This window comes from Sulfurisoma sediminicola (assembly GCF_003865015.1).
Lineage (GTDB): Bacteria > Pseudomonadota > Gammaproteobacteria > Burkholderiales > Rhodocyclaceae > Sulfurisoma > Sulfurisoma sediminicola.
Map to the genome: position 1 here is coordinate 622354 of NZ_BHVV01000001.1, position 24704 is coordinate 647057.

The following is a 24704-nucleotide window of genomic DNA, read 5'->3' on the forward strand; positions in this document are numbered from 1 at the left end:
AGGAATGGCAGGCATGGGGCACGAATCCGAATCGCTGATCGAAATCGAGGACCTTCACTTCTCCTTTGGTGAGCGCAAGGTCTTCAATGGCGTCAACCTGAAGATCCCCCGCGGCAAGGTCGTGGCGGTCCTCGGCGTCGGCGGGTCCGGCAAGAGCACGCTACTGCGGCTGATCGGCGGGCAGCTGAAGCCGCAACGCGGACGCATTCGGGTGAATGGCCAGGTCGTGCATGAGCTGGACCAGCGCGGCCTCTACGAGCTGCGGCGAAGCATGGGCCTGATGTTCCAGGCCGGCGGCCTGTTTAGCGACATGTCGGTATTCGACAACATCGCCTTCCCCATGCGCGAGCGCACCGACCTGCCGGAAGAGCTGATCCACGACCTCGTCCTGATGAAACTGCATGCGGTCGGCCTGCGCGGCACGACCCACCTGATGCCCAACGAGCTGTCGGGCGGCATGGCGCGCAGGGTGGCACTGGCCCGGGCGATCGCCCTGGATCCGATGTTGACCATGTACGACGAGCCTTTCGCCGGGCTCGACCCCATCTCCCTGAACGTGATCGCCCAGCTGATCCGGCGCCTCAACGATGCGCTGCGGGTGACCTCCATCGTCGTGACCTACGACGTCTCGGAATCCTTGAAGGTCGTCGACTACGCCTATCTTCTGCACGATGGCCTGGTGCAAGCCGAGGGGACGGCGCCGGAGCTGCTGGCTTCCGCTGCACCCTTCGTCGTCCAGTTCCTGCATGCCCAGCCGACCGGGCCGGTGGCCTTCCACATGCAAAGCGCCCCCTATCGCGAAGACCTCGGGCTCGCCTGAGAGAGCCCCTGTTTCACGCCTGCGGATGGCACTTTCCGCAAGCGCTCACTTCCTGATCGCTCCGATCGCCAGCGCCAGCCAGCCGAGGATGAAGGTGCCGCCGCCGAGGGGCGTGACGGCGTGCAGCGCGTGGAAGTCGGCGAGGCTGCGCAGGTAGAGGTTGCCGGAGAACAGCAGCGTGCCGACGATCATGAGCACGCCCGCCGCGGTGATCCAGCGCGAGGCCGGGCGATGGGCTGCGATCAGGCCGACGGCGACCAGCCCCAGGGCGTGAAACTGGTGATACTGCAGCGCCGTATGGAACCATGACTGGGCGCCGGCCGGCATGCCCCCCAGCTTGTGTGCGGCGGCCGCGCCAAGGGCGACGGATATCGCGGCGCTCACGGCACCCAGGAAGAGGAAGAGTCTCGCAGGCAGTGGCATGGTGGCTTCCAGAAAAAAGTCGGCTGTGGCGACACGGCGTTCGCCGCGCCGCCACCTGCCTCAGGCCACTATTTCACCTCAAATCGAAGCGATCGAGGTTCATCACCTTGTCCCACGCGGCGACGAACTCGCGCACGAATTTCTCCTGCATGTCGTCCTGCGCATAGACCTCTGCCAGTGCCCGCAGCTGCGAGTTCGAACCGAAGACGAGATCGACGCGCGTCGCGGTCCACTTCGCCTTGCCCGTCGCGCGATCGCGGCCTTCGAACACTTCGCTCGCCTCGGAGGTCGGTGTCCACACCGTGCCCATGTCGAGAACATTGACGAAGAAGTCGTAGCTCAGCACGCCGGGGCGCGTGGTGAACACGCCGTGCGCCGACTGGCCGACATTGGCGTTCAGGGCGCGCAGGCCGCCGATGAGGACGGTCATCTCCGGCGCCGTGAGCGTCAGGAGCTGCGCCTTGTCGAGCAGCCGTTCTTCGGACCGCACGCCGGAGGATCCGGCCTTGATGAAGTTGCGGAAGCCGTCGGCGACGGGTTCGAGCACGGCGAAGGACGTGACGTCGGTCTGTTCCTGCGACGCATCGGTACGGCCCGGCGTGAAGGGCACCTCGATGGCATGTCCGGCGGCCCTGGCGGCCTGCTCGACGGCGGCGCAGCCGCCCAGCACGATCAGGTCGGCGAGCGAGACCTTCTTGCCGAAGGCTTTCCGGACGCCTTCGAGCGCGGCCAGCACCTTGGCCAACTGTGCGGGCTGGTTGGCTTCCCAGTCCTTCTGCGGGGCGAGGCGGATGCGCGCGCCGTTGGCGCCGCCGCGCTTGTCGGAGCCACGGAAGGTCGATGCCGAGGCCCAGGCGGTCGACACCAGCTCGGAGACCGGCAGGCCGGTGGCGAGGATCTTCGCCTTGAGGTCGGCGATGTCCTTGGCGTCGATCAGGGGATGATCGACGGCGGGCACCGGATCCTGCCACACCAGCACTTCGGCCGGCACCTCCGCGCCGAGATAGCGCGAGCGCGGACCGAGGTCGCGGTGGGTCAGCTTGAACCAGGCGCGGGCGAAGGCGTCGGCGAAGGCCTGCGGGTCCTTGCGGAAGCGGCGCGAGATGGGGCCGTAGATCGGGTCCATGCGCAGCGCGAGGTCGGCCGTGGTCATGATGGTCGTGACCTTCTTCGACGGGTCGTGCGCGGCCGGCGCCAGGTCCTTGTCGGCCACGTTCGCCGGCACCCACTGCCAGGCGCCGGCCGGGCTCTTGACCAGGTTCCAGTCGTAGCCGAAGAGCATGTCGAAGTAGCCGTTGTCCCATTGAGTCGGGTTCGGCGTCCAGGCGCCTTCGATGCCGCTGCTGGTGGTGTCGCCTCCCTTTCCGCTGCCGAGGGCGTTCTTCCAGCCCAGGCCCATCTGTTCGAGCGACGCGGCTTCGGGCTCGGGGCCGACCAGTTTTGCATCGCCCGCTCCATGGCACTTGCCGAAGGTGTGGCCGCCGGCGACCAGCGCGACGGTCTCCTCGTCGTCCATCGCCATGCGGCGAAAGGTCTCGCGGATGTCGCGCCCGGAGGCGAGCACGTCCGGCTGGCCGTTCGGCCCTTCGGGGTTCACGTAGATCAGGCCCATCTGCACGGCGGCCAGCGGGTTCTCGAGCTCGCGCTCGCCGCTGTAGCGCTTGTCGCCAAGCCACTCGGCTTCGCCGCCCCAGTAAACGTCCTCTTCCGGTTCCCAGATGTCCTCGCGACCGCCGGCGAAGCCGAAAGTCTTGAAGCCCATCGATTCCAGCGCCACGTTGCCGGTGAGGATGAAGAGATCGGCCCAGGAAATCCTGTTGCCGTACTTCTGCTTGATCGGCCACAGCAGGCGGCGCGCCTTGTCGAGGTTGACGTTGTCGGGCCAGCTATTGACCGGCGCGAAGCGCTGGTTGCCGTGGCCGGCGCCGCCGCGCCCGTCGGAGATGCGGTAGGTGCCGGCGCTGTGCCAGGCCATGCGGATGAACAGGCCGCCGTAGTGGCCCCAGTCGGCCGGCCACCAGTCCTGCGAGTCGGTCATCAGCGCGGTGAGGTCCTTCTTCAGCGCGGCCAGGTCGAGCTTCCTGAACTCCTCGGCATAGTTGAAATCCTTGCCCAGCGGATTAGACTTGCAACCGTGCTGGTGCAGAATCTTGAGGTTCAGCTGGTTCGGCCACCAGTCGGCATTCGACTGCGCGGCGGCCGTGGTGCGGGCACCGTGCTGCGCGTGAAACGGGCATTGGGCTGCGTTGCTCATGGCATTTCCTCCAGTGTTGACGAAGTGTTCGATTGATCAGGCGACGAGGTGGCGGGAAAGGTCGGCGAGCCAGAGGGCTGCGCCGGTCACCGCGACGCCAACGCCGGCGACGAAACGGGCCCGACCCGCGGCGGCATGGAACGGGCGGGCGGCGATCGCGTGCTTGGCGGAATTCATGGCGGGCTCCTTTCGATGAGTGAGGGTGACTACGCTTTGCATGGTAGGCGCGAGCGATTCATCAATCCAATTGCATATTGCGAATCGATGGATAGTGCCCCGCTATCACGCGGCCAGCGCCACCGGCGCCGGCGTGCGGATCAGGTGGTCGAAGGCCGAGAGGCTGGCCTTGGCACCCTCGCCCATGGCGATGATGATCTGCTTGTAGGGCACGGTCGTCGCGTCGCCGGCGGCGAAGACGCCGGGCACGGAGGTCTGGCCGCGCGCATCGACCTCGATCTCGCCGAAGCGCGAGAGCTTCAGCGTGCCCTTGAGCCAGTCGGTGTTCGGCAACAGGCCGATCTGCACGAAGATGCCCTCGAGTTCGACGCGGTGGCTCGCTCCGCTCGCGCGGTCCGTGTAGGCGAGGCCGGTGACCTTGTGGCCGTCGCCGACGACCTCGGTGGTCTGGGCGCTGACGATCACCGTGACGTTGGGCAGGCTCTTCAACTTGGCCTGGAGCACGGCGTCGGCGCGCAGCCTGCTGTCGAACTCGAGCAGGGTGACATGGCCGACGATGCCGGCGAGGTCGATCGCCGCCTCGACGCCGGAGTTGCCGCCGCCGATCACCGCGACGCGCTTGCCCTTGAACAACGGGCCGTCGCAGTGCGGGCAGAAGCAGACACCCTTGGCCTTGTACTCCTGCTCGCCGGGCACGTTCATCTCGCGCCAGCGCGCGCCGGTGGCGAGGATCACGGTCTTCGTCTTGAGCATGGCGCCGCTGGCGAGCTTCACCTCATGCATGCCTGCGGCCGAGTCGGCCGGAACCAGCGCGGCGGCGCGCTGCAGGTTCATGATGTCGACCTCGTATTCCCGGACGTGCTGCTCGAGCGCGGCGGCGAGCTTGGGCCCCTCGGTGTGCTGCACCGAGATGAAGTTCTCGATCGCCAGCGTGTCGAGCACCTGGCCGCCGAAGCGCTCGGCGACGACGCCGGTGCGGATGCCCTTGCGCGCGGCGTAGATGGCCGCCGCGGCGCCGGCCGGGCCGCCGCCGACGACGAGCACGTCGAAGGGATCGCGGGCCGAGAGCTTTTCCGCCTCGCGCGCGGCCGCGCCGGTGTCGAGCCTGGCGACGATCTCCTCGAGGGTCATGCGGCCCTGGCCGAAGACCTCGCCGTTCAGGTAGACCACCGGCACGGCCATGATCTGGCGCGCCTCGACTTCCTTCTGGAACAGGGCGCCGTCGATCATCACGCTGTCGACGCCGGGATTGAGCACGGCCATCAGGTTGAGCGCCTGCACCACGTCGGGGCAGTTGTGGCAGGACAACGAGATGAAGGTCTCGAAACGGAACTGGCCGGGAATGCGCTTGATCTGCTCGATCAAGGCGGCATCGACCTTGGGCGGATGGCCGCCGGTCTGTAGCAGGGCGAGGATCAGCGAGGTGAATTCGTGGCCCATGGGCAGGCCGGCGAAGCGGATGCGATGGGCTTCGCCGGGGCGGCCGATGGAGAAGGATGGGCGGCGCTCGTCGCTGCCATCCTCGCGCACCATGACCTTGGGCGAGAGCGCGGCGATGTCGGCGAGCAGTTCGCTCATCTGGCGCGAGGCGTCGCTGGCGTCCGGCGAAGCGACGAGTTCGATCGGCTGCTGCAGTTTTTCGAGGTAGGTGGCGAGTTGGGCCTTGATGTTGGCGTCGAGCATGACGGTCTCCGGTGATTTGATTGCACTGGGAAGGCAGCCGCGGGTTCGTGACCCTGAGCGCCTTGCCGCTGCAATCCCGCCCCGGGATCGCCGGGGCGGAATGGTTGGGGTTGGTTCTTAGATCTTGCCGACCAGGTCGAGCGAGGGCGCCAGCGTGGCATCGCCTTCCTTCCACTTGGCCGGGCAGACCTCGCCCGGGTGGGCGGCGACGTACTGCGCGGCCTTGATCTTGCGTAGCAGCTCAGACGCGTCGCGGCCGACGCCGCCGGCGTTGACCTCGATGCTCTGGATCCGGCCCTGCGGGTCCATGACAAAGGTGCCGCGCTCGGCCAGGCCGGCTTCCTCGATCATCACGCCGAAGCTGCGGGTGATGGCGCCGGTGGGGTCGCCGATCATCGGGAACTTGATCTTGCCGATGGTCTCGGAGCTGTCGTGCCAGGCCTTATGGGTGAAGTGGGTGTCGGTGGACACGGCGTAGATCTCGACGCCGAGCTTCTGGAACTCGGCATAGTGGTCGGCCATGTCGCCGAGCTCGGTCGGGCAGACGAAGGTGAAGTCGGCGGGGTAGAAGAACATCACCGTCCACTCGCCCTTGAGCGAGGCTTCGGTGACGTCGACGAACCTGCCGTTGTAGTAGGCGGTGGCCTTGAAGGGCTGGACTTCGGTGTTGATGAGGGTGGTGTTCATGGGTTTGCTCCTGAGTGGTTTGAAAGAATCGGGTTGAAATTTGTTGCGACGGAGCGAATGATGGAGGCGCCCAATCAATTACTCCAATTGATTGTTGCGATTTATTCGATAGCCGGCCACTATCATCAGGAACATAGGGCTCCGCCGGGCGAAACGCCGGCTGCGAGCGATCTTCCTGGCAGGGGGAGGCGAGCCGGCTAGCCGGTCACCAGACGAAGAAGATCAGCCACCAGTTGGCGGCGATCAGGGCGAGCGGCGCGAGCCAGAGCAGGCCGGCCAGCATCTTCGCCGGCGTGCCGCGCGACCACTCGCAGCGGAGGGTGCCCCACGCAGTGGGGGCAAAGGGGCCACGAGCGGGATGTGCGGCGCCGAGATCCGAAGCCGTGGTCGCCGCATCCGCCTCCGCGGTCGCATCCCCGCATGCGTGGCCCCTGCTCCGCGCTTCGGCATCACCGCCGACTTTTATAAGGCGCCAGCCCAGCCAGGCCGACCACGCGACGCCGAGGGCGAGCAGCGCGGCGCGCAGGCCGGGCAACCATGCCGGCGACAGCCCTTCCGCGCGCAGGTGGGTGGCGGTCATCATCGACAGGCCGAGAAACAGGCCGACGCCGGCGAGCGGCACGAGTCCGAGCGCGAGGCGCCGCCAGTCCATGCGCGCGAGTTTCGCCGCGCCCGCAACGGCCAGGAATGCCGTGCCGCCCAGCACCTTCGCCACGCCGAAAATCCAGGCGAGGATCGCCATGCCGTCGAGCCAGGTGAAGATGTCGTTGGCCGCCGGGTAGCGCGTGAGCAGCCACCAGGCCGGGCTTTCCTCGAGCGGCCAGTAGATGTCGCGCGCCACCAGCCATTCGGCGGCGCCCTGCTTGAGCCTGACGAACCACGGGCTCACCGTCCACTGGAAGGCGCCGACGGCGACGCCGAGCATGCCGAACAGCAGCAGCAGCGCCTCGACGGTGCGCGGCGGCTCGCCGCCGAGGATCTCGGCGCTGGGCGAACGCACAGCCAGCTCGACGGCGTCACGATGCCCGCTGCAGCGACCGCAGGCGTGGCACTGCGCCATGCCGGGCAGCTTCTTGACATTGAGCAGCGGCGCGCAGTCGACGGCAGCGGTGCGTCTCGGGTAGCGGTTCCATTGCTCGCGGTCGACCTTGAAATGCACGGGCGCCAGGCGCGAAAGCAGCGCGAACACTCCCGAGACCGGGCAGAGGTAGCGGCACCAGACACGCTTGCCCTTGCCGTAGAGGTAGCCGATGCCGACGGCCGCGACCGTCGAGCCGCCGAGAACCAGCAGCGCCGCCTGCGGGTATTCGTAGACGCTGATCAACTGGCCGTAGACGGTGGTCAGCACGAAGGCGACGAATGGCCAGCCGCCCCAGCGGATCCACCGGGGAATCGCGAGGCCGCGGCCGTGGCGGCTGGCGAACTCGGCCAGCGCGCCTTCCGGACAGAGCACGCCGCACCAGACGCGGCCGACCAGCATGATGGAGAGGATGACGAAGGGCCACCAGACGCCCCAGAACAGGTACTGGGCGAGCAGCACCAGCCGCTCGTGCCAGAGCGCGACGGTGGGCGCCTTGTCCTGCAATGCCAGGCGCGGCGCCTGGCCGTCGAGCGGCGTCATGCAGTAGTTGGGATCGATGAAGCTGGAAGCGCCCATGTCGCCCGAGAACAGCCGCGCCTCGGGATTCGGGTGCGGCAGGAAGGCCGGCAGCGCCACCAGCACGACATAGAAGATCACGATGACCCACTGCACGGCGAGGATCGCGCGCCGGCGGGCCGCCATCCAGTCGCCGAGGCGCGCGAGGCGCGTGGAGCGCGCGGGCTGGCGCGCATGGAAGGTGATCGCGACCGCTCGGGTGTTCATATGGCGACGACCGTCATCACGCCGGTGACCATGTTGTACTCGTCGACGAACGCGTACTCGCCCTGCTGCAGCTTCGGCAGCACGACGAAGGATTCGGCGCCGGCGGCGAGGATCTTCTCGATGTTCATCTCGGCGTTCTCGAACTCGAGCGGGCCCGGACCCTGGTTCTTCAGCACGATCCTGATACGCTGCCCGGCGGGCACCTCGAGCCGTTGCGGGCTGAACACGCCGTCCGTCACGGTGAGCGTGAACGACGGCAGCGGCGCGGCCTGGGCACGGCCGTCGCTGGCCCAGCCCAGGCCGAGCCAGAGCGCCAGCACCAGCAGGACGTGAGGCATCACGCGGCTCAGGGCGGCCGGCAGCGTCAGATCCCCAGCCGGGCGCGCAGGCCGATCACGTGGATCTGCTCGGCCGCGCCGTTGGCGGCGGGCCGGCGGATCAACTGGTAGTCGGGCGACAGGTCGACGTTCTTGTTCAACTTCCATCGGTAGTAGATCTCCATCTGTTTTTCGGAGCCGCTCGGCCGGTAGCCGAGATCGGGCACGCCGTCGCCATCGGCATCGGCCACCGCCGCTTCGTTGCGCAGGAAGGTCGAGGCGCTCGCCACGCCGAAGGCGATGCCAAGGCCGTCGGCGGCGCGGCTCCAGCCGCTGCCGTCGAACTCGCCGCCGAGGGTCAGCGCGCGATCGAAGCGCACGCGGCCGCCCCATTGGTGTCCGTAGCGGCCGAACAGGGTCAGCGCGTCGGCGACCTTCTGGTTGGCCGAGACGCCGATGCCCGAGTGGTTGCGGATCGCGCCGTCCCAGTCGACGCCGCGGCCGTTGTTCCAGAGATAGGCGCGATAGGTGCCGGGCAGGTAGGCGAAGCGCGCATTGGTCTCGGCCTGCGCGATCAGCAGGGGATGCGCCGGCGAATCGGTGAAGTTCGCGCCGCCGGCGCTGCCGAACACTCCCAGCGACAGCGTCCACTCCGCTCCCTTGTTCTGCTCGTTGACATACTGGAACACCGCCCCCGGGGCGAAGCCGTAGGCATCGGCACCGATATCGCCGCCCGAGTCGAGCAGCGGGTTGTGCACGAAGACGTTGTTCATGAAGCGCGTCGTTTCGTCGTCGGCGATGGCGTTCTGGTCGAAGAAGACGAAGGGGTCGATCTTGCCGGCCGTCACGTGGATGTGCTCCCGCGCGTCCCGCTTGGCGGCGTCGCCGACCAGCGGAATCTTCAACTGGTACCAGGCCTGGGCAAGGATGGCGAAGGAATCGTCGGCCGGTGTGCTGCCGATCTCGAAGGCGGTCGTGTTCGGCGTGCCGGTGAAGGTGGGCTTGAGTGCGACGCCGTTGCCCTGGCCGAAGCGCAGGTGAGTGAAGATCTTGCCCTCGGCATCGCCCATCGTGCCGCCGGGCAGCGTGACCGAGAGGTCGCCGCGATAGTTGGCGAGCGATTCGCGCTGTCGACTCGAAGTGGCGCCGGCGCCGGCTTCCTGCCAGACGCCGGCGAGGCTGGCGCCGACGCTGATGCCCTCGAGGTATTCGATCTGGCGCGCCTGCTTCTGCATCGACAGGGTCTGGAATTCGACTGCCTTGAGGCGGGTGACGACCTCGGGCTCCTTCTCGCTGAGGCGCTCCGTGGCGAGAGCCTTCTCCATGTCCTTGTTCTGCTTCTCGAGCGCCTCGATGCGGTCGGCGAGGCGCTGCAGTTCGGCGCGCAGCGCGGTCGTGTCGTCGGCAATCGCCGGCGCGGCCAGCCCCGCCGCCACGAGGGCGGCGATCATGGGCCTGCGCATGATCAGTACCCGCCCTTCTTGCCGACGCCGGCGTAGGTGAATTCCCACTCGGCCTCGACCGGCTTGAACCAGGGGCGCACACCGGTGGCGCGGTCGGTGTGGCGGCCGAAGTGGTTGCCGGCGGCGTTTTCCTTGGCGGTGGGCGGGTAGATGACGAACCTGACCCGGTACTTGCCCGGACCCTTGAGCTTGACGTTGTCGCCGTAATGCGGGCCGTCGCTGGCGACCATGGGCATCATGTCGCCCTTGATGACCTCGCTGCCGCCGACCTTGGTCAGTTCGTATTTCACGAGCAGGTAGGGCATCCAGAAGCCCTCGGGGAAACCGTTGGGGTTGTTGGCCAGCGCATGGATGTCGGCCTCGAGGTGGATGTCGGATTCCGCGGCCTTCTTCATGTGGCCTTCGGGCTCCATGTCGATCGCCTGCAGATAGACCGCGCCCACCTCCATGCCGGCGAGGTTCTGCGGCGCGCCGATCGGGTATTCGAGGGCGGCGGCATCGAGGGAAACACCGGCCAGGACGGCCAGCAGGGTCAGGCGAAACGGGTGCGGCATGGCGAACCTCCAAAGTGCGAAACTCGGGTCTTTGGCTGGCTCGCCGCTCCGGACGGAGCCGCTGGCTGGCTGGAAAAGCGCTACTTGGTCAGGATCAGCTTGTTCTGGCGCGTCAGGCGCAGAAGGTAGACTTCTCCAGCATGGACGATACGCACCTCGCGTCCCGTCGCGAACAGCGCCGCGGCATCCAGGCACAGGGGTGCACCCGCCTTGGCCGCGCCCGTCCGACAGGCGGCAATCGACGGCTGGAGCGGATCCCTGGGCTGCATGCATGACCTCACTATTGAGAATGATTCGCATTGTATATGAGAATCATTCTCATGTTTGAAATTTTTTAGTCACATGCTATAAACAATCGACAGGATTTCAACAATAGCCTGAAGCAATCACGCCTTCATAACCGCCATGACCCTCACCGACCTGCGCTACATCGTCGCCCTCGCCCGCGAGCGCCACTTCGGCCGCGCCGCCGAGAAATGTTTTGTCTCGCAGCCGACGCTGTCGGTGGCGGTGAAGAAACTCGAGGAGCAGCTCGGCGTCGCATTGTTCGAGCGCTCGCCGCAGGAGGTGCGCGTCACCCCGATCGGCGTGCGCATCGTCGCCCAGGCCGAGAAGGTACTGGCCGAAGCCGCGCAGCTGGCCGAGATCGCCTCGGCCGGCAAGGACCCCCTGGCCGGGCCGTTGCGCATCGGCGTCATCTACACCATCGCGCCCTGGCTGCTGCCGCGCCTGGTGCCGCTGGTCAAGCAGAGCGCGCCGGCGATGCCGCTGATCCTCGAGGAGAACTTCACCCACCGCCTGATCGAGAAGGTGAAGAGCACCGAGCTCGACCTCGCCATCCTGGCGCTGCCGGTCGATGAGCCGGGCCTGGTGGCGCAGCCGGTCTACGACGAGCAGTTCCGTGTGCTGACGCCGGCGAACCACCCGTGGGCCAGGGAAAAGGCCATCGAGATTTCCGAACTGCTGGAGGCGCAACTGCTGATGCTCGGCGCCGGCAACTGCTTCCGCGACCAGGTGCTCGACCTCTGCGCCAGGGCCAGCCGCCAGTCCGGCGTTTCGCCCCACGTCCTCGAGGGCAGCTCGCTCGAAACCATCCGTCACATGGTGGCCAGCGGCGTCGGCGTCACCGTGATGCCGGCCTCGGCCGTCGACGACATTTCGGCCAGGGATCCGCTGCTGCGGGTGCGGCCGTTCCGCGAGCCGCATCCGACGCGCCGCGTCGGCCTGGTCTGGCGAGCCAGCTACCCGCGCCACCAGGCCGTCGAAGTGGTGCGCCGCGCCCTGCTCGATTGCAAGCTGCCCGGCACCCGACTGGTCGCGACGCGCCGATCCGGGGATAGCGGCCAGCTATCGGTCGCTTAGTAAATTTCAATTTCCCTTCATCGCCAGCGGGTTCTAAAGTAGGGGCGTCAAGGCAGGTTGCGTGTGACGCGAGTCGCCGTGTTTGTCTTGCCGAAACTTCAACGTTGAGAGGAGCTTGACCATGCAACTCAAAGGCAGCAAAACCGAAAAGCATTTGAAGGACGCCTTCGCCGGCGAATCCCAAGCCAACCGTCGCTACCTGTACTTCGCAAACAAGGCCGACGTCGAGGGTTACGCCGATGTCGCCGCGCTGTTCCGTTCCACCGCGGAAGGCGAGACCGGCCACGCCCACGGCCACCTCGAGTACCTCGAGCAGTGCGGCGACCCCGCCACCGGCCTGCCCTTCGGCGCCACCGCCGACAACCTCAAGTCCGCCGTCGCCGGCGAGACCCACGAGTACACGGACATGTACCCGGGCATGGCCAAGGACGCCCGTGCCGAAGGTTTCGACGAAGTCGCGGACTGGTTCGAGACATTGGCCAAGGCCGAGCGCTCGCACGCCAACCGCTACCAGAAGGCCCTGAACGAACTGGGCTAAGCAGCAGTTACGGCCGTCCGGGCGGAGCTTGGACGGCCGTTTTTTCGTCAAGACAAGACAAAAAAGGGAGAACGACATGGCACGCGAAGGCAATCTCGAGGCCCCGACCCGTCACGCGCTCGACTGGCAGAACCCGGAGTTCTACAGCGAGGAGGCGCTCTACCACGAGATGGAACGCGTCTTCGACATCTGCCACGGCTGCCGCCGCTGCGTGAGCCTGTGCCAATCCTTCCCCTCGCTGTTCGACCTCGTCGATGCTTCCCCGACCATGGAAGTCGACGGCATCAAGAAAGAAGACTACTGGCAGGTCGTGGATCACTGCTACCTCTGCGACCTGTGCTACATGACCAAGTGCCCCTACGTGCCGCCGCATGAGTGGAACCTCGACTTCCCCCACCTGATGCTGCGCGCCAAGGCCGTGGCCTATCGGAAGGGTTCCAAGCTGCGCGACGAGGTCCTGACCAGCACCGACATCGTCGGCAAGTTCGTCGGCATCCCCATCGTCGCCCAGACCGTCAATGCGGTGAACAAGGTCGGCGTCGCGCGCAAGGCGCTCGAGGCCGTCGCCGGCATCCATGCCGATGCCTGGCTGCCCGAGTTCTCGCCGAAGTCGCTGAGGAGCCGCTTCAAGCAGCTCGACCCCGCCACCCCGGGCGAGCCCGCCGGCAGGACCACCGGCAAGGTGGCACTGTTCGCCACCTGCTACATGAACCGCAACGAACCCGGCCCCGGCGAGGACCTGGTGGCCGTGTTCGAGCACAACGGCATCCCCGTCACCATCGCCGAGAAGGAGCGCTGCTGCGGCATGCCCAAGCTCGAACTCGGTGACCTCGAATCGGTGAAGGCGGCCAAGGAAGGCAACATCCCGGTGCTCGCGAAACTCGTCGATGAAGGCTGGGACCTTACCGCGCTGATCCCCTCCTGCGTGCTGATGTTCAAGCAGGAACTGCCGCTGATGTTCCCCGACGACCCGGACGTGCAGAAGGTCAAGAACGCCTTCTACGACCCCTTCGAGTACCTGATGCTGCGCCAGAAGGAAGGCAAGCTCAGGACCGACTTCAAGCAGCAGCTGGGCAAGGTCGCGCTGCATTCGGCCTGCCACCAGCGGGTGCAGAACATCGGGCCGAAGACCCGGGAGGCGCTGGCTCTGGTGCCGGGCACCGAGGTCGACGTCATCGAGCGCTGCTCGGGCCACGACGGCACCTACGCGGTGAAGAAGGAGTTCCACGAGTTCGCGATGAAGATCGTCAAGCCGGTGGTGGGTCGCGTCAATCAGGCCAAGCCCGACCACTACGGTTCGGATTGCGCCATGGCCGGCCACCACATCGCCCATGCCCGCGCCGACGGTTCCTCGCCCGAGCATCCCATGACCCTGCTGAAGAAAGCCTACGGAATCTGACCATGCTGACTCACGCCGACCTCTACAGCCTCGAGCAATACCATCGCCTCCGGCCCGAGTTCCGGGCCAGGGTCATTGCCCACAAGAAGAACCGCCAGCTGGCGCTCGGTCCCAACGCCACCCTCTACTTCGAGGATGCGTTGACCATGCAGTACCAGGTGCAGGAAATGCTGCGCCTCGAACGCATGTTCGAGCCGGAGCTGATCCAGGAAGAGCTCGACGTCTACAACCCGCTGATCCCGGACGGCAGCAACTGGAAGGCCACCTTCATGGTGGAGTACCCGAACGAAGATGAACGCAAACGGGCGCTCGCGAAACTTATCGGCATCGAGAAGGCCATCTGGGTGCAGGTAGCCGACTTCGCCCGCATCCATCCGATCGCCAACGAGGATCTCGACCGCGAGACCGAGGACAAGACCTCCGCCGTGCATTTCCTGCGCTTCGAGCTGACGCCCGAGATGGTCGCGGCGGCCAAGGCCGGCGCCGCCATCCGCGCCGGCATCGACCATCCGCAGTACCAGGCCGAGGTCACCGTGCCGCCCGCCGTGCGCGATTCGCTCGCCGGCGATCTTAACTAGAGGAGAGTGTCATGACAGTGAAGACCGGAGACAAGCTGCCCGGCGGCAAGCTCAACGAGGCCGTCGAGTTCGACGAGGCCGCCGGCTGCCCCATGAACCCCACGGAAGTCGATGTCGATGGCGCGGTCGCGGGAAAACGCATCGCCATCTTCGCCCTGCCCGGCGCCTACACGCCGACCTGCTCTGCCAAGCACCTGCCCGGCTACCTGGCGCAGCACGACGCGCTCAAGGCCAGGGGCGTGGACGAGATCTGGTGCGTCGCCACCAACGACGCCTTCGTCATGGGCGCCTGGGGCCATGCGCAGAAGGTCGGCGGCCGCGTGCGCATGCTGGCGGACGGCAATGCCGCCTGGGCCCGCGCCCTCGGTCTCGACATGGACCTCTCGGCGCGCGGCATGGGGGTGCGCCTGCAACGCTTCTCCATGCTGGTCGAAGACGGCGTGATCAAGCAGCTCAACGTCGAAGGACCCGGCGAGTTCAAGGTTTCCGACGCCGCCACCCTGCTCGCCCAGATCGGCTAAGCGATCACGGCTGGAAGCCGTCGGACAGCGTCAGCATGAAGGCGGCGATGTCGTCGATCTCCTGCTCCGTCAGGCCGAGGCGCCCCAGTTCTTTCCTGTTCACATTGCGTGCCACCTCGGGCTTCGGCCAGCAGCCGCGGCGCAACGCTTCGGCTTCGCTCGCCTCGCCCTTGCAGGCGGGACGCACGTCGCGATCGTTGTAGAAGGCGACCACGCCGCGCAGCGTCTTGAAGTAGCCGTTGTGCATGTAGGGCGCCGTGCGCGCGATGTTGCGCAGCGTCGGCACCTTGAACTTGCCGTCCTCCGCGCCCTTCCTGACGAAGCCGCCGAGCCCCCGATCGATGAACTTCGCACCCGCCGGATTGTGGGCCCTGGCCTGTGCATAGAAGGGATTGTCGGGATTCCTCGGCACGCCGAGGTTGTCGTAGGTGAAATCGGTGAACAGCGGCAGACCGCCGTCGGGCCGGCGCTGGCTCGGGTGGCAGGCGGCGCAGTTGCCCTTCTTCTCGTCGTTGAAGAGCCGCAGGCCGCGCAGCTCCTGCGCGCTGAGCCTGGCCCTGCCCTGCAGCCAGGCATCGTGCTTGGAAGTGAAAGGCGCGAACTCGGCCGTGCGCTCGAAGGCGGCGATGGCGCCGACGATGGCGCCGTAGGCGCGATCGGTGTCGTCCAGCGCACCCTTGCCGAAGGCCGCGTCGAACTGGCCGGCGTAGGCCGCGCGCCGCACCTTCTCCACCACCGCGCGACTGTCCGGGTTGGCCATCTCGACCGGATCGAGGAAGGGTGCCCTGGCCTGCTCCTCGAGGGTCGCCGCGCGGCCGTCCCAGAACTGGCCGCCGACGTAGTGTCCCTCCTCCTTGTCGAAATGGAAGGCCGGCGAGAAGGCCATGTACATCGCCGACGGCGTGTTGCGGTTGCCGAAGCGCTCTCGATGTACGCCCTTCGAGGTCGGCTTGGACCTGTCCGGATCGGTGAAGGCGGCGGTCGGTTCGTGGCAGCTGGCGCAGGACTGGCCGGCCGGCTCCGACAGGGTGGCGTCGAAGAACAGCAGGCGCCCGAGTTGCGCCTTGGCGCTGGCCGCCGCGTCCTCGCCGGACGCCTGGGTCACCAGACCGAAAGCGGCCAGAGCGGTCAGCCCGAGGGTGTAACGTTTCATGGCGGTTCCTTCAGCGATGGCCGCAAGCATACCAAGCGCCGGGAATCTTTCGGGGAGTGGCCAAGGGCGATAGACTAGGCGCCCCACAGCACGGCCCGTCCCATGCGCATCCTCCGTCTCGCCAAGATCATCCGCGTCGGCATCCGCTACGGCCTCGACGAGCTCATCCTCGAGCACGAACCGTCGGGCCGCCTGGTGCGCTTCGCCCATGCGCTGTTCTTCTGGCGCGACATCACGGCGCCGCGCGCGCAGCGCCTGCGCCTGGCGCTCGAGGCGCTGGGGCCGATCTTCGTCAAGTTCGGCCAGGTGCTGTCGACGCGGCGCGACCTGATGCCCGAGGACATCGCCGACGAGCTGGAGAAGCTGCAGGACCGCGTGCCGCCCTTCCCCTCGGATCTGGCCATCGCCGAGCTGGAGAAGGCCTACGGCAGGCCGGTCACGGGAGACAACGGGGTCTTCGCCTCGTTCTCCCGCGAGCCGGTGGCCTCGGCTTCGGTGGCCCAGGTGCATTTCGCCACCCTGCCCGACGGCAAGGAAGTCGCGGTCAAGATCCTGCGCCCCGGCATCTCACCGGTGATCGCCCATGACATCGCCCTGCTCGACACCATGGCCTGGCTGCTCGAAAAGCTCTGGTCCGACGGCAGGCGCCTCAAGCCGCGCGAGGTGGTGGCCGAGTTCGAAAAGCACCTGCACGACGAGCTCGACCTGATGCGGGAAGCCTCCAACTGCTCGCAGCTGCGCCGCAACTTCGCCGACTCCAAGGTGCTGCTGGTGCCCGAGGTTCACTGGGACTGGTGCCGCCACTCGGTGATGGTGATGAGCCGCATGAGCGGCGTGCCGATCGGCCAGATCGACCGCCTGCGCGAGGCCGGCCTCGACCTTAAGGTGCTGTCGCGCACCGGGGTCGAGATATTCTTCACCCAGATCTTCCGCGACGGCTTCTTCCACGCCGACATGCACCCGGGCAACATCTTCGTCTCGACCGATCCGGCCACCTTCAACGCCTACATCGCGCTCGACTTCGGCATCATGGGCACGCTCAACGAGGTCGACAAGCGCTACCTCGCGATCAACTTCCTCGCCTTCTTCCAGCGCGACTACCACCGCGTCGCCGAGGCGCACATCGAGTCCGGCTGGGTGCCGCCGGAGACGCGCGTCGACGAGCTGGAAGCCGCCGTGCGCGCGGTGTGCGAGCCGATCTTCGACCGGCCGCTGAAGGAAATCTCCTTCGGCCACGTGCTGCTGCGCCTGTTCCAGACCTCGCGCCGCTTCAACGTCGAGATCCAGCCGCAGCTGGTGCTGCTGCAGAAGACCCTGCTCAACATCGAGGGACTCGGCCGCCAGCTCGACCCCGAGCTCGACCTGTGGCAGACCGCCAAGCCCTTCCTCGAGCGCTGGATGTCGGAACAGATCGGCTGGCGCGGCCTGCTCAACCACCTCAAGGCCGAGGCGCCGCAATGGGCCGCGCTGCTGCCCGCATTGCCGCGCCTGGCCCACCAGGCACTGGCGCGCGACAGCCACGCCCGGCTGGCCGAGGAGGTGGCGCGGCTCACCGCCGAGCAGAAGCGACAAACCTGGCTGATGGCACTGATTGCCGCCCTGCTCGCAGTGCTTCTCGGGGTGGGCCTCTCGCTATAATCCGCGCGACTCCCGCCGTCGAGGCTCCCGATGCTGCTCTGGTTCGTCATCCTCTACCTGCTCGTCTCCGTCGGCATCGGCCTGCTGGCCGCGACCCGCGTCCATAACGCCAAGGACTTCGCCGTCGCCGGCCGTTCGCTGCCGCTGCCCGTGGTCACCGCCACGGTGTTCGCCACCTGGTTCGGCGCCGAGGCCGTGTTCGGCGTCTCGGCCACCTTCGTCAAGGATGGCCTGACCGGCGTCGTCGCCGATCCCTTCGGCTCGTCGATGTGCCTGATCATCGCCGGCATCCTCTTCTCGCGCTACCTCTACAAGCTCAACATCCTGACGCTGGGCGACTTCTACCGCATGCGCTACAACCGCACGGTCGAGGTCGTCACCACCATCTGCATCGTGCTCTCCTACCTCGGCTGGGTGGCGGCGCAGATCAAGGCGCTGGGGCTGATCTTCTTCGTCGTCACCGACGGCGCAGTCAGCCAGGAGGCGGGCATGATCCTCGGCGCCGCCATCGTGCTCACCTACACCACCTTCGGCGGCATGTTCTCGGTGGCCATCCTCGACTTCGTGCAGATGACGGTGTCGATGGGTGGCCTGCTGTTCATCGCCTGGACGGTCAGCGGAAAAGTCGGCGGTGGCGCCACGGCGGTGATCGACCATGCCCGTGCCGCCGGCAAGCTCGACTTCTTCCCAGCGCCCGACCCCTGGCTGTGGCTGACCTTCCTCGGCACCTGGCTGACCATGATGCTGGGCTCGATTCCGCAGCAGGACGTGTTCCAGCGCGTCACTTCGGCGAAGAGCGCGAAGATCGCACTGGGCGGCTCGATACTGGGCGCGACGATCTACTTCAGCTTCACCTTCGTGCCGATGTTCATCGCCTACTCGGCGACGCTGATCGACCCGGCGCTGTTCAACGACCTGCTGGCCAGGGACACCCAGCTGGTATTGCCGACGCTGGTCCTGCAACACACGCCGCTCGTCGCCCAGGTGCTGTTCTTCGGCGCCGTGCTGTCGGCCATCATGAGCTGTTCGTCGGCGACGCTACTGGCTCCGTCGGTCACCTTCGCCGAGAACGTGGTCAAGGGCTTCTACCCGCACATGGGCGACCGGCAGTTCCTGCGCGTGATGCGGGTCTGCCTGGTGGTCTTCGCCTGCATGGTGCTGGCCTTCGCCCTCAAGTCCAACGCTTCGATCTTCAAGATGGTCGAGAACGCCTACAAGGTCACGCTGGCCGGCGCCTTCGTGCCGCTCGCCGCCGGCATCTTCTGGCACCGCGGCACCACCCAGGGCGCGCTGGCCGCCACCTTCGGCGGCCTCGTCACCTGGATCCTCATCGAGGTGCTGATCGGCGAGGCCAGCCCGGTGCCGCCGCAGCTGATCGGACTCGGCGTGTCGCTGCTCGGCATGGTCGCCGGCTCGCTCTTGCCGCAGTGGGTCGGCCACAAGACGCCGGGGCGGCCGCTGCACGAGCTGCAGCATCACGTGGCGGCCGAGACGCACCATGTGGCCGAGCCGGTCCATCACCACCCCACGCCCGGCTGAAGCCGGCGCGCCCGCATGATCGGTGCGCTCACGCTGCTGCTGCTGTTCCAGCTCGCCGGCGAGATCCTGGCGCATGCCTTCGCCCTGCCGCTGCCCGGGCCGGTGATCGGCATGGCGCTGCTGTTCGCGACGCTGGCGCTGCGCGGCGGAGTGTCCGACGATCTGCGCAGCACCGCCAACGGCCTGCTGCAGCATCTCTCACTGCTGTTCGTGCCGGCCGGCGCCGGCGTGATGATCCACTTCGCGCGCATCGGCGGCGAGTGGCCGGCGATCCTCGGCGCGCTGGTCGCCAGCACCGCGCTCACCCTGATCGTCACCGCGCTGGTGCTGCGCCTGCTGCTGCGGGGCAAGGAACAGCCTCCGTCATGACCCCGCGCCTGAACGAGATCTGGGTCTACCTGTCGGCCACGCCGCTGCTCGGCCTGACGCTGACGCTGGTCGCCTACCAGGGCGCCTACTGGCTCTATTCGCGCTCGGGCATGAACCCGCTGGCCAATCCGGTGGCGATCGCCGTGGCCGTCATCGTTGCGTTGCTGACGCTGACCGGCACGCCCTACGCCACCTACTTCGAGGGTGCGCAGTTCGTGCATTTCCTGCTCGGCCCGGCCACCGTGGCGCTGGCGGTGCCGCTCTACGCCCAGTTGCCGCGCCTGAAGCAAATACTCGGACCGGCATTGCTCGCCCTCGTCGCCGGTTCGCTGACGGCCATCGTCTCCGCCATCGCCATGGGCTGGACGCTCGGCGGTTCGAAGGAAACCTTGCTGTCGCTGGCGCCGAAATCGGTCACCACGCCGATCGCCATGGGCATCGCCGAGAAGATCGGCGGCCTGCCCTCGCTCACCGCCGTGCTCGTCGTCACCACCGGCATTCTCGGCGCCGTGATGGCGCGCGGCCTGTTCAACGCACTGGGTTGCCAGGATCACGCCATCCGCGGCTTCGCCGTCGGTGTCGCGGCCCATGGCATCGGCACCGCGCGCGCTTTCCAGGTGTCGGAGACCGCCGGCGCCTTCGCCGCCCTGGCCATGGGACTCAACGGCCTGGCCACCGCGCTGCTGCTGCCGCTGCTGATCCGCCTCTGGAACTGAGCAGTGGCGCTTCTGGAAATCCGCAACGTCACCCGCCGCTTCGGCGCGCTCGAGGCGGTCAAGGACGTGACGCTGGCCATCGAGGCCGGCGAGTTCTTCACCCTGCTCGGGCCCTCGGGTTGCGGCAAGACCACGATCCTGCGCATGATCGCGGGCTTCGACGAGCCCGATGCCGGCGACATCCTGCTCGACGGCAGGCCGCTCACCGGCATCCCGCCCGAGCAGCGGCCGCTGCACACGGTGTTCCAGAGCTACGCCCTGTTTCCGCACATGACGGTGGCGGGCAACGTCGCCTTCCCGCTGGAGACGGCCGGCAAGCCGCGCGACGAGATCCGCCGCCGCGTCGGCGAGGCGCTGGCGCTGGTGTACCTGACCGACAAGGCCGAAAGCTTCCCGCACGAACTGTCCGGCGGGCAGAAGCAGCGCGTGGCGCTGGCGCGCGGCCTCGTCAACAAGCCGCGTCTGCTGCTGCTCGACGAGCCGCTCGGTGCGCTCGACGCCAAGCTGCGCGTCGAGATGCAGAGCGAGCTGATCCAGCTGCAGCGCGACGTCGGCATCACCTTCGTCTTCGTCACCCACGCGCAGCAGGAGGCGCTGGCGCTGTCGCATCGCATCGCCGTCATGAAGGACGGCCGCGTCGAGCAGTGCGACGAGCCGGACACGCTCTACACCCAGCCGGCCAACCGCTTCGTCGCCGACTTCATCGGCAAGATCAACCTGATCGAGGTCGCGGTCGCCGCCGCCAGCAAGGTGCTGCTGACGCTCGATGCGCCGGGGCTTGGCCAGATCGCCGCCACCGACCTGCGCCCGCTGAAGGCCGGCGAGCGCGGCGCCTTCGCCCTCCGCCCGGAACTGGTGCGCGTCTTCGGCCACAAGGAATCGGCCGACCTCAAGAATCGCTTCGAGGGCAGGGTGCGCGAACTGCTCTACCTCGGCGACGTGACGCACTACAAGATCGAGCTCGCCAACGGCTTCGTCATCGAGGCGCTGATGCCCAACGCCGCGCCGGGACGCGCCAAGTTCCACGAGGTCGGCGACCCGGTCGCCGTCTGCTGGCGCCACGATGCGGGCGTATTCTTGCGTGCGTGACGCACAGCTGACCCTTCCATCATGGCCCGACACCTCCCGCTCTTCGACCGCCGCAGCCTCCTCTTCCTGCTCGGCCTGCTGCTCTCCGCCGGCTTCTTCGCCACGACCCTGTTCGGCTACTTCGTCTCCAAGCACGCCATTCGCGACACCCTGATCGGCCAGGACCTGCCGCTGACCGCGAGCAACATCTACTCCGAAATCCAGAAGGACCTGGTGCGGCCGGTGCTGGTCTCCTCGACCATGGCCAACGACACCTTCGTGCGCGACTGGGTGCTGCAGGGCGAACACGACGTCGCCGCCATGGCGCGCTACCTGGGCGAAGTCAGGAAGCGCTACGGCGCCTTCAGCAGCTTCTTCGTCTCGGACCGCACCTCGACCTACTACACCGGCGAGGGCGTGCTGAAGAAGGTGTCCCCCGACGAACCGCGCGACACCTGGTACTACCGCGTGCGGCAGATGCAGGCGGACTACGAGATCAACGTCGATCCGGACCTCGCCAACAAGGATGCGCTGACCATCTTCATCAACTATCGCGTCTTCGACTTCGGCGGCAACTACATCGGCACCACCGGCATCGGCCTCACCGTGGATGCCGTGCGGCGGCTGCTTTCCGAATACCAGGAGCGCTTCCAGCGCACCATCTATTTCGTCGACGAGCGCGGCAGGATCGTCGTCTTCGGCACCCGCCTCAATCGCGACCCCGAGCTGCGCAAGGTCGAGGGCGTCGGCAACCTAGTCGACCGGATACTGGCCGAGCGTCACGGCACCTACCAGTTCGTCGCCGGCGGCGACAATCACATTCTCCACGTCAATTACCTGCCCGAGCTCAAGTGGTACCTGTTCGTCGAGCAGAACGAGGACGTCGCGCTGGCAGGCATCCGCCGCACGCTCTACGTCAATCTCGCCATCAGCCTGGCCGTGACGCTGGTGGTGATGTTGCTGACCCACCTGGTGCTGAGCCGCTACCAGCGACGCATGGAGGAGATGGCGGCGACCGACAAGCTCACCGGCCTTCTCAACCGCCAGGCCTCGGCCATCGTCGTCGACAAGGTCATGGCCGAATATCGGCGCGAACCGCGGCCGGTCTCGGTGCTTCTGGCCGACGTCGACCACTTCAAGGAAATCAACGACCGTTACGGCCATCTCGCTGGCGACGCCGCGCTGCGCGGCGTCGCCGAGACGCTGCACAACGGCCTGCGCGGGTCCGACATCGCCGTGCGCTGGGGCGGCGAGGAGTTCCTGTTGGTGCTGCGCGGCTGCGACCTGTCCGAGGCCGAGTGGATCGCCGAGAAACTGCGCGCGGCCGTCGAACAGGCGCCGCTCGGCGAGCGTGCGCTGCGCACGACGATCAGCATCGGCGTCGCCGAATACGACGGCAGCGAAGCACCCGACCAGTGGTTCAATCGTGCCGACGCCGCGCTCTATCGGGCCAAGCATGCCGGCCGCAACCGGGTCGTCGCCGACCCGCCGGCGGCGCCTGCCGCCGGCTGAGGCAAGGCAGGTGCGATCGCCATGAACGCACCAGGCACCCGGCCGACCCGCTGGCTCGTCACCGCGCCGCCGACGCTGTTCCTGCTCGTATTCTTCCTGCTGCCTGCGCTGATCGTGGTGCTGGCCAGCCTGCGCCAGCCGGGCGAGTTCGGCGGGCTCGCGCCGCTGACGGGGCTCGCCGACCTCGGCGCCGAAGCCTACCGCTTCCTGCTCGACGACATCGTTTACGCGGAGATCTTCGCCCGCTCCTTCGTCGTCGCCGGGCTCACCACGCTGATCTGCATCGTGCTCGCCTATCCGCTGGCCTGGCTCATCGCGCGCAGTCCGCAGAAGCGGCGCGACCTGCTGGTGCTGCTGGTGATCCTGCCCTTCGCCAGCAACTTCCTCGTGCGCATCTACGCCTGGATCATGCTGCTCGGCCCGGCCAACCTGCTGTACACGCCGGCCGCCGTGATCGTCGGCATGGTCTATGTGCACCTGCCCTTCATGATCCTGCCGCTCTACACCAACCTCGAGAAGCACGACCCGGCGCTGCTCGAGGCCGCGCAGGACCTCGGCGCCAGCGCCTGGACGCGCTTCTGGCGCGTGACCTTCCCGCTCTCGCTGCCCGGCATCTTCTCCGGCTCGGCGCTGGTGTTCATCCCCGTCCTCGGCATGTTCGCCGTACCCGAGCTGCTCGGCGGCACCGGCGACATCCTCATCGGCAACCTGATCAAGGAGCAGTTCCTCGACAACCGCGACTGGCCGCTCGGCTCGGCGCTGTCGATCCTGCTCACTGTGCTGGTTTTGCTGCTGGCGGGGATCACGGCGTGGGCCGCGCGGCGCGGGCTGCACGGCACGGAGGCGGTGTCATGAGAGCCCCGCCGCCGGGCCGCCCCAAGGCGGGGCAAGCCATCACCCTCAAGCGCAGCGAGCAACCGTCACCCCCTTCCGCGGGAAGGGGGGCGGGGGGAAGGCGCACATGGTGGCTGTGGGCCGCCTCGCTCGCCGTCTATGCCTTCCTCTATATTCCGCTGGCGGTGGTGGTGCTGTTCTCCTTCAACGACTCGATGCTCAACGCGCAATGGGTCGGCTTCACCTTCCGCTGGTACGGGAAACTGCTGCACAACGGCGAGATGCTGCGCGCCGCCGCCAACTCCGTGCTGATCGCGCTGCTGTCGTCCGCCATCTCGACCGTGCTGGGCGCCATGGCCGGCCTGGCGATGCACCGCTACCGCTTCCGCTGGCTGCCGCTGCTGGTGCTCACGCCCGTGGCGATGCCGGAGATCCTGCTCGGCGTCTCGCTGCTGCTGTTCTTCCGCCAGGTGCTCGACCTCACCCTCGGCTTCGTCTCGATACTGATCGCCCACATCACCTTCTCCATCGGCTTCGTCGCGGTGATCGTGCGCGCGCGCCTCGCCGGCATGGACGAGAGCATCTTCGAGGCCGCGCGCGACCTCGGCGCCACGCCCTGGGCCACCTTCCGCCGCATCACCCTGCCGCTGATCCTGCCGGCGCTCGTCGCCGGCTTCCTCATGAGCTTCACCCTGTCGATCGACGACTTCGTCATCACCTTCTTCGTCGCCGGCGTCGGCGTCAGCACGCTGCCGCTGCAGATCTACTCCATGATCAAGGTCGCGGTGACGCCCGAGGTCAACGCGGTGTCCACGCTGCTGATGGCGTTGACGCTGACGCTGATCTTCTTCGCCAGCCGCTTCGCGCCCGACGTGCTGAAGGGGCACGGCTGACGTCCCTCGCCGCAGTTGAAGTTCGCGTCCCGCGGGCATAGACTGAAAATCCCGCAAGCGAACGACAAAGGAGGATGGAGATGGGAGATAGCGTCTACAAGATCATCGAAGTGGTCGGCACCAGCAAGACTTCCTGGGAGGATGCGACGAAGAATGCGGTCAAGGCCGCCGGCTTGAGCGTTCGCGACCTGCGCATCGCCGAGATCACCAAGCTCGACACGGTGATCGACAAGGGCGAGGTGGTGGCTTTCCGCGCGCGGGTGAGCCTTTCCTTCAAGTACGACACCGACACCAAGAAGAAGGCCAAGACCAAGGCCAAATGACCGGCCGGCGGCGCCCGTT

General features: G+C 67.2%; 26 protein-coding genes. 15 read left to right on the forward strand and 11 right to left on the reverse strand.

Translation table 11 applies throughout. From position 1 onward, the window contains the following. Positions 1 to 13 precede the first annotated feature (13 nt). Positions 14 to 820: an ABC transporter ATP-binding protein gene (locus tag EJE94_RS02950; RefSeq protein ID WP_121240578.1), complete on the forward strand. Its 807-nt coding sequence runs from the start codon at positions 14 to 16 to the stop codon at positions 818 to 820. A 45-nt stretch (positions 821 to 865) separates the two neighbouring features. Here EJE94_RS02950 and EJE94_RS02955 read toward each other — a convergent pair whose 3' ends face one another. From EJE94_RS02955 to hemP, 10 genes are all read right to left on the reverse strand, one after another. Beyond that, complete coding sequence (locus tag EJE94_RS02955; protein WP_121239983.1) at positions 866 to 1243, reverse strand: DUF423 domain-containing protein; 378 nt, start codon at positions 1241 to 1243, stop codon at positions 866 to 868. A 73-nt stretch (positions 1244 to 1316) separates the two neighbouring features. Further along, positions 1317 to 3497, reverse strand: a complete 2181-nt coding sequence (gene katG / locus EJE94_RS02960; RefSeq protein WP_121239984.1) for a catalase/peroxidase HPI — start codon at positions 3495 to 3497, stop codon at positions 1317 to 1319. A gap of 36 nt (positions 3498 to 3533) precedes the next feature. Then, complete coding sequence (locus EJE94_RS14560; protein ID WP_165904744.1) at positions 3534 to 3674, reverse strand: hypothetical protein; 141 nt, start codon at positions 3672 to 3674, stop codon at positions 3534 to 3536. A gap of 105 nt (positions 3675 to 3779) precedes the next feature. Beyond that, positions 3780 to 5357 (reverse strand): alkyl hydroperoxide reductase subunit F, encoded by a 1578-nt coding sequence (ahpF, locus tag EJE94_RS02965; RefSeq protein WP_121239985.1) that lies wholly within the window; start codon positions 5355 to 5357, stop codon positions 3780 to 3782. A gap of 117 nt (positions 5358 to 5474) precedes the next feature. Then, positions 5475 to 6044, reverse strand: a complete 570-nt coding sequence (gene ahpC, locus EJE94_RS02970) for an alkyl hydroperoxide reductase subunit C (protein WP_121239986.1) — start codon at positions 6042 to 6044, stop codon at positions 5475 to 5477. A 205-nt stretch (positions 6045 to 6249) separates the two neighbouring features. Beyond that, positions 6250 to 7908 carry a 4Fe-4S binding protein gene (locus tag EJE94_RS02975; RefSeq protein WP_207855663.1) on the reverse strand — a complete coding sequence of 553 codons (1659 nt, stop codon included), beginning with the start codon at positions 7906 to 7908 and terminating at the stop codon, positions 6250 to 6252. Next, complete coding sequence (locus EJE94_RS02980) at positions 7905 to 8246, reverse strand: cupredoxin domain-containing protein (RefSeq protein WP_121239987.1); 342 nt, start codon at positions 8244 to 8246, stop codon at positions 7905 to 7907. The genes EJE94_RS02975 and EJE94_RS02980 overlap by 4 nt, the downstream gene beginning before the upstream one ends. A gap of 26 nt (positions 8247 to 8272) precedes the next feature. Continuing rightward, entirely contained in the window at positions 8273 to 9688 is a 1416-nt protein-coding gene (locus tag EJE94_RS02985; protein WP_121239988.1) for a carbohydrate porin, read from the reverse strand. 2 nt (positions 9689 to 9690) lie between these two features. Next, the gene (locus EJE94_RS02990; RefSeq protein ID WP_121239989.1) at positions 9691 to 10242 is read right to left on the reverse strand and encodes an iron transporter; all 552 of its coding nucleotides are present in this window, start codon (positions 10240 to 10242) and stop codon (positions 9691 to 9693) included. Positions 10243 to 10322: 80 nt separating this feature from the next. After that, the gene (gene hemP, locus EJE94_RS02995) at positions 10323 to 10511 is read right to left on the reverse strand and encodes a hemin uptake protein HemP (protein ID WP_121239990.1); all 189 of its coding nucleotides are present in this window, start codon (positions 10509 to 10511) and stop codon (positions 10323 to 10325) included. Positions 10512 to 10647: 136 nt separating this feature from the next. Here hemP and EJE94_RS03000 point away from each other — a divergent pair, with 136 nt between their 5' ends. The 5 genes from EJE94_RS03000 to EJE94_RS03020 all read left to right on the forward strand — a co-directional run bounded on the left by EJE94_RS03000 (position 10648) and on the right by EJE94_RS03020 (position 14640). Further along, a complete protein-coding gene (locus tag EJE94_RS03000; RefSeq protein WP_121239991.1) occupies positions 10648 to 11604 on the forward strand; it encodes a LysR substrate-binding domain-containing protein in 957 nt (318 codons plus the stop codon). Positions 11605 to 11725: 121 nt separating this feature from the next. Next, complete coding sequence (locus EJE94_RS03005) at positions 11726 to 12142, forward strand: rubrerythrin family protein (protein WP_121239992.1); 417 nt, start codon at positions 11726 to 11728, stop codon at positions 12140 to 12142. 76 nt (positions 12143 to 12218) lie between these two features. Then, positions 12219 to 13541: a heterodisulfide reductase-related iron-sulfur binding cluster gene (locus tag EJE94_RS03010; RefSeq protein ID WP_121239993.1), complete on the forward strand. Its 1323-nt coding sequence runs from the start codon at positions 12219 to 12221 to the stop codon at positions 13539 to 13541. A gap of 2 nt (positions 13542 to 13543) precedes the next feature. Then, entirely contained in the window at positions 13544 to 14119 is a 576-nt protein-coding gene (locus EJE94_RS03015; RefSeq protein ID WP_121239994.1) for a DUF3501 family protein, read from the forward strand. A gap of 11 nt (positions 14120 to 14130) precedes the next feature. Further along, entirely contained in the window at positions 14131 to 14640 is a 510-nt protein-coding gene (locus EJE94_RS03020) for a peroxiredoxin (protein ID WP_121239995.1), read from the forward strand. 4 nt (positions 14641 to 14644) lie between these two features. On the opposite strand, the gene EJE94_RS03025 is transcribed toward EJE94_RS03020, so the two are convergent. Further along, entirely contained in the window at positions 14645 to 15793 is a 1149-nt protein-coding gene (locus tag EJE94_RS03025) for a cytochrome-c peroxidase (RefSeq protein WP_121240583.1), read from the reverse strand. A gap of 102 nt (positions 15794 to 15895) precedes the next feature. Here EJE94_RS03025 and ubiB point away from each other — a divergent pair, with 102 nt between their 5' ends. The 9 genes from ubiB to EJE94_RS03070 all read left to right on the forward strand — a co-directional run bounded on the left by ubiB (position 15896) and on the right by EJE94_RS03070 (position 24685). Beyond that, positions 15896 to 17431: a ubiquinone biosynthesis regulatory protein kinase UbiB gene (gene ubiB, locus EJE94_RS03030; RefSeq protein WP_121239996.1), complete on the forward strand. Its 1536-nt coding sequence runs from the start codon at positions 15896 to 15898 to the stop codon at positions 17429 to 17431. 30 nt (positions 17432 to 17461) lie between these two features. Next, positions 17462 to 18970 carry a high affinity choline transporter 1 gene (locus EJE94_RS03035; RefSeq protein WP_121239997.1) on the forward strand — a complete coding sequence of 503 codons (1509 nt, stop codon included), beginning with the start codon at positions 17462 to 17464 and terminating at the stop codon, positions 18968 to 18970. A gap of 15 nt (positions 18971 to 18985) precedes the next feature. Next, positions 18986 to 19339 carry a CidA/LrgA family protein gene (locus EJE94_RS03040; protein WP_121239998.1) on the forward strand — a complete coding sequence of 118 codons (354 nt, stop codon included), beginning with the start codon at positions 18986 to 18988 and terminating at the stop codon, positions 19337 to 19339. Next, positions 19336 to 20055 (forward strand): LrgB family protein, encoded by a 720-nt coding sequence (locus EJE94_RS03045; RefSeq protein WP_121239999.1) that lies wholly within the window; start codon positions 19336 to 19338, stop codon positions 20053 to 20055. The genes EJE94_RS03040 and EJE94_RS03045 overlap by 4 nt, the downstream gene beginning before the upstream one ends. A gap of 3 nt (positions 20056 to 20058) precedes the next feature. Beyond that, positions 20059 to 21144, forward strand: coding sequence for an ABC transporter ATP-binding protein (locus EJE94_RS03050; protein ID WP_121240000.1), 1086 nt, complete (start codon positions 20059 to 20061; stop codon positions 21142 to 21144). A gap of 21 nt (positions 21145 to 21165) precedes the next feature. Beyond that, positions 21166 to 22635 carry a sensor domain-containing diguanylate cyclase gene (locus tag EJE94_RS03055; RefSeq protein WP_121240001.1) on the forward strand — a complete coding sequence of 490 codons (1470 nt, stop codon included), beginning with the start codon at positions 21166 to 21168 and terminating at the stop codon, positions 22633 to 22635. Positions 22636 to 22656: 21 nt separating this feature from the next. Continuing rightward, positions 22657 to 23490 carry an ABC transporter permease gene (locus tag EJE94_RS03060; protein WP_121240002.1) on the forward strand — a complete coding sequence of 278 codons (834 nt, stop codon included), beginning with the start codon at positions 22657 to 22659 and terminating at the stop codon, positions 23488 to 23490. Further along, positions 23487 to 24362, forward strand: a complete 876-nt coding sequence (locus tag EJE94_RS03065) for an ABC transporter permease (protein WP_121240585.1) — start codon at positions 23487 to 23489, stop codon at positions 24360 to 24362. The genes EJE94_RS03060 and EJE94_RS03065 overlap by 4 nt, the downstream gene beginning before the upstream one ends. A gap of 80 nt (positions 24363 to 24442) precedes the next feature. Further along, a complete protein-coding gene (locus tag EJE94_RS03070) occupies positions 24443 to 24685 on the forward strand; it encodes a dodecin family protein (RefSeq protein ID WP_121240587.1) in 243 nt (80 codons plus the stop codon). The last annotated feature ends 19 nt before the right edge of the window (positions 24686 to 24704 follow it).

Coding starts and splice junctions, on each gene's coding strand:
- EJE94_RS02985 (WP_121239988.1), bottom strand. CDS start 9,688: ATGCGCAGGCCCATGATCGCCGCCCTCGTGGCGGCGGGGCTGGCCGCG.
- EJE94_RS03070 (WP_121240587.1), top strand. CDS start 24,443: ATGGGAGATAGCGTCTACAAGATCATCGAAGTGGTCGGCACCAGCAAG.
- EJE94_RS03065 (WP_121240585.1), top strand. CDS start 23,487: ATGAGAGCCCCGCCGCCGGGCCGCCCCAAGGCGGGGCAAGCCATCACC.
- EJE94_RS03025 (WP_121240583.1), bottom strand. CDS start 15,793: ATGAAACGTTACACCCTCGGGCTGACCGCTCTGGCCGCTTTCGGTCTG.
- EJE94_RS02950 (WP_121240578.1), top strand. CDS start 14: ATGGGGCACGAATCCGAATCGCTGATCGAAATCGAGGACCTTCACTTC.
- EJE94_RS03040 (WP_121239998.1), top strand. CDS start 18,986: ATGATCGGTGCGCTCACGCTGCTGCTGCTGTTCCAGCTCGCCGGCGAG.
- EJE94_RS03000 (WP_121239991.1), top strand. CDS start 10,648: ATGACCCTCACCGACCTGCGCTACATCGTCGCCCTCGCCCGCGAGCGC.
- EJE94_RS03005 (WP_121239992.1), top strand. CDS start 11,726: ATGCAACTCAAAGGCAGCAAAACCGAAAAGCATTTGAAGGACGCCTTC.
- EJE94_RS03035 (WP_121239997.1), top strand. CDS start 17,462: ATGCTGCTCTGGTTCGTCATCCTCTACCTGCTCGTCTCCGTCGGCATC.
- EJE94_RS02990 (WP_121239989.1), bottom strand. CDS start 10,242: ATGCCGCACCCGTTTCGCCTGACCCTGCTGGCCGTCCTGGCCGGTGTT.
- EJE94_RS14560 (WP_165904744.1), bottom strand. CDS start 3,674: ATGAATTCCGCCAAGCACGCGATCGCCGCCCGCCCGTTCCATGCCGCC.
- ahpC (WP_121239986.1), bottom strand. CDS start 6,044: ATGAACACCACCCTCATCAACACCGAAGTCCAGCCCTTCAAGGCCACC.
- EJE94_RS03020 (WP_121239995.1), top strand. CDS start 14,131: ATGACAGTGAAGACCGGAGACAAGCTGCCCGGCGGCAAGCTCAACGAG.
- katG (WP_121239984.1), bottom strand. CDS start 3,497: ATGAGCAACGCAGCCCAATGCCCGTTTCACGCGCAGCACGGTGCCCGC.
- hemP (WP_121239990.1), bottom strand. CDS start 10,511: ATGCAGCCCAGGGATCCGCTCCAGCCGTCGATTGCCGCCTGTCGGACG.
- EJE94_RS02975 (WP_207855663.1), bottom strand. CDS start 7,908: ATGAACACCCGAGCGGTCGCGATCACCTTCCATGCGCGCCAGCCCGCG.
- EJE94_RS03060 (WP_121240002.1), top strand. CDS start 22,657: ATGAACGCACCAGGCACCCGGCCGACCCGCTGGCTCGTCACCGCGCCG.
- EJE94_RS02955 (WP_121239983.1), bottom strand. CDS start 1,243: ATGCCACTGCCTGCGAGACTCTTCCTCTTCCTGGGTGCCGTGAGCGCC.
- EJE94_RS03055 (WP_121240001.1), top strand. CDS start 21,166: ATGGCCCGACACCTCCCGCTCTTCGACCGCCGCAGCCTCCTCTTCCTG.
- EJE94_RS03045 (WP_121239999.1), top strand. CDS start 19,336: ATGACCCCGCGCCTGAACGAGATCTGGGTCTACCTGTCGGCCACGCCG.
- ahpF (WP_121239985.1), bottom strand. CDS start 5,357: ATGCTCGACGCCAACATCAAGGCCCAACTCGCCACCTACCTCGAAAAA.
- EJE94_RS03010 (WP_121239993.1), top strand. CDS start 12,219: ATGGCACGCGAAGGCAATCTCGAGGCCCCGACCCGTCACGCGCTCGAC.
- EJE94_RS02980 (WP_121239987.1), bottom strand. CDS start 8,246: ATGCCTCACGTCCTGCTGGTGCTGGCGCTCTGGCTCGGCCTGGGCTGG.
- ubiB (WP_121239996.1), top strand. CDS start 15,896: ATGCGCATCCTCCGTCTCGCCAAGATCATCCGCGTCGGCATCCGCTAC.
- EJE94_RS03015 (WP_121239994.1), top strand. CDS start 13,544: ATGCTGACTCACGCCGACCTCTACAGCCTCGAGCAATACCATCGCCTC.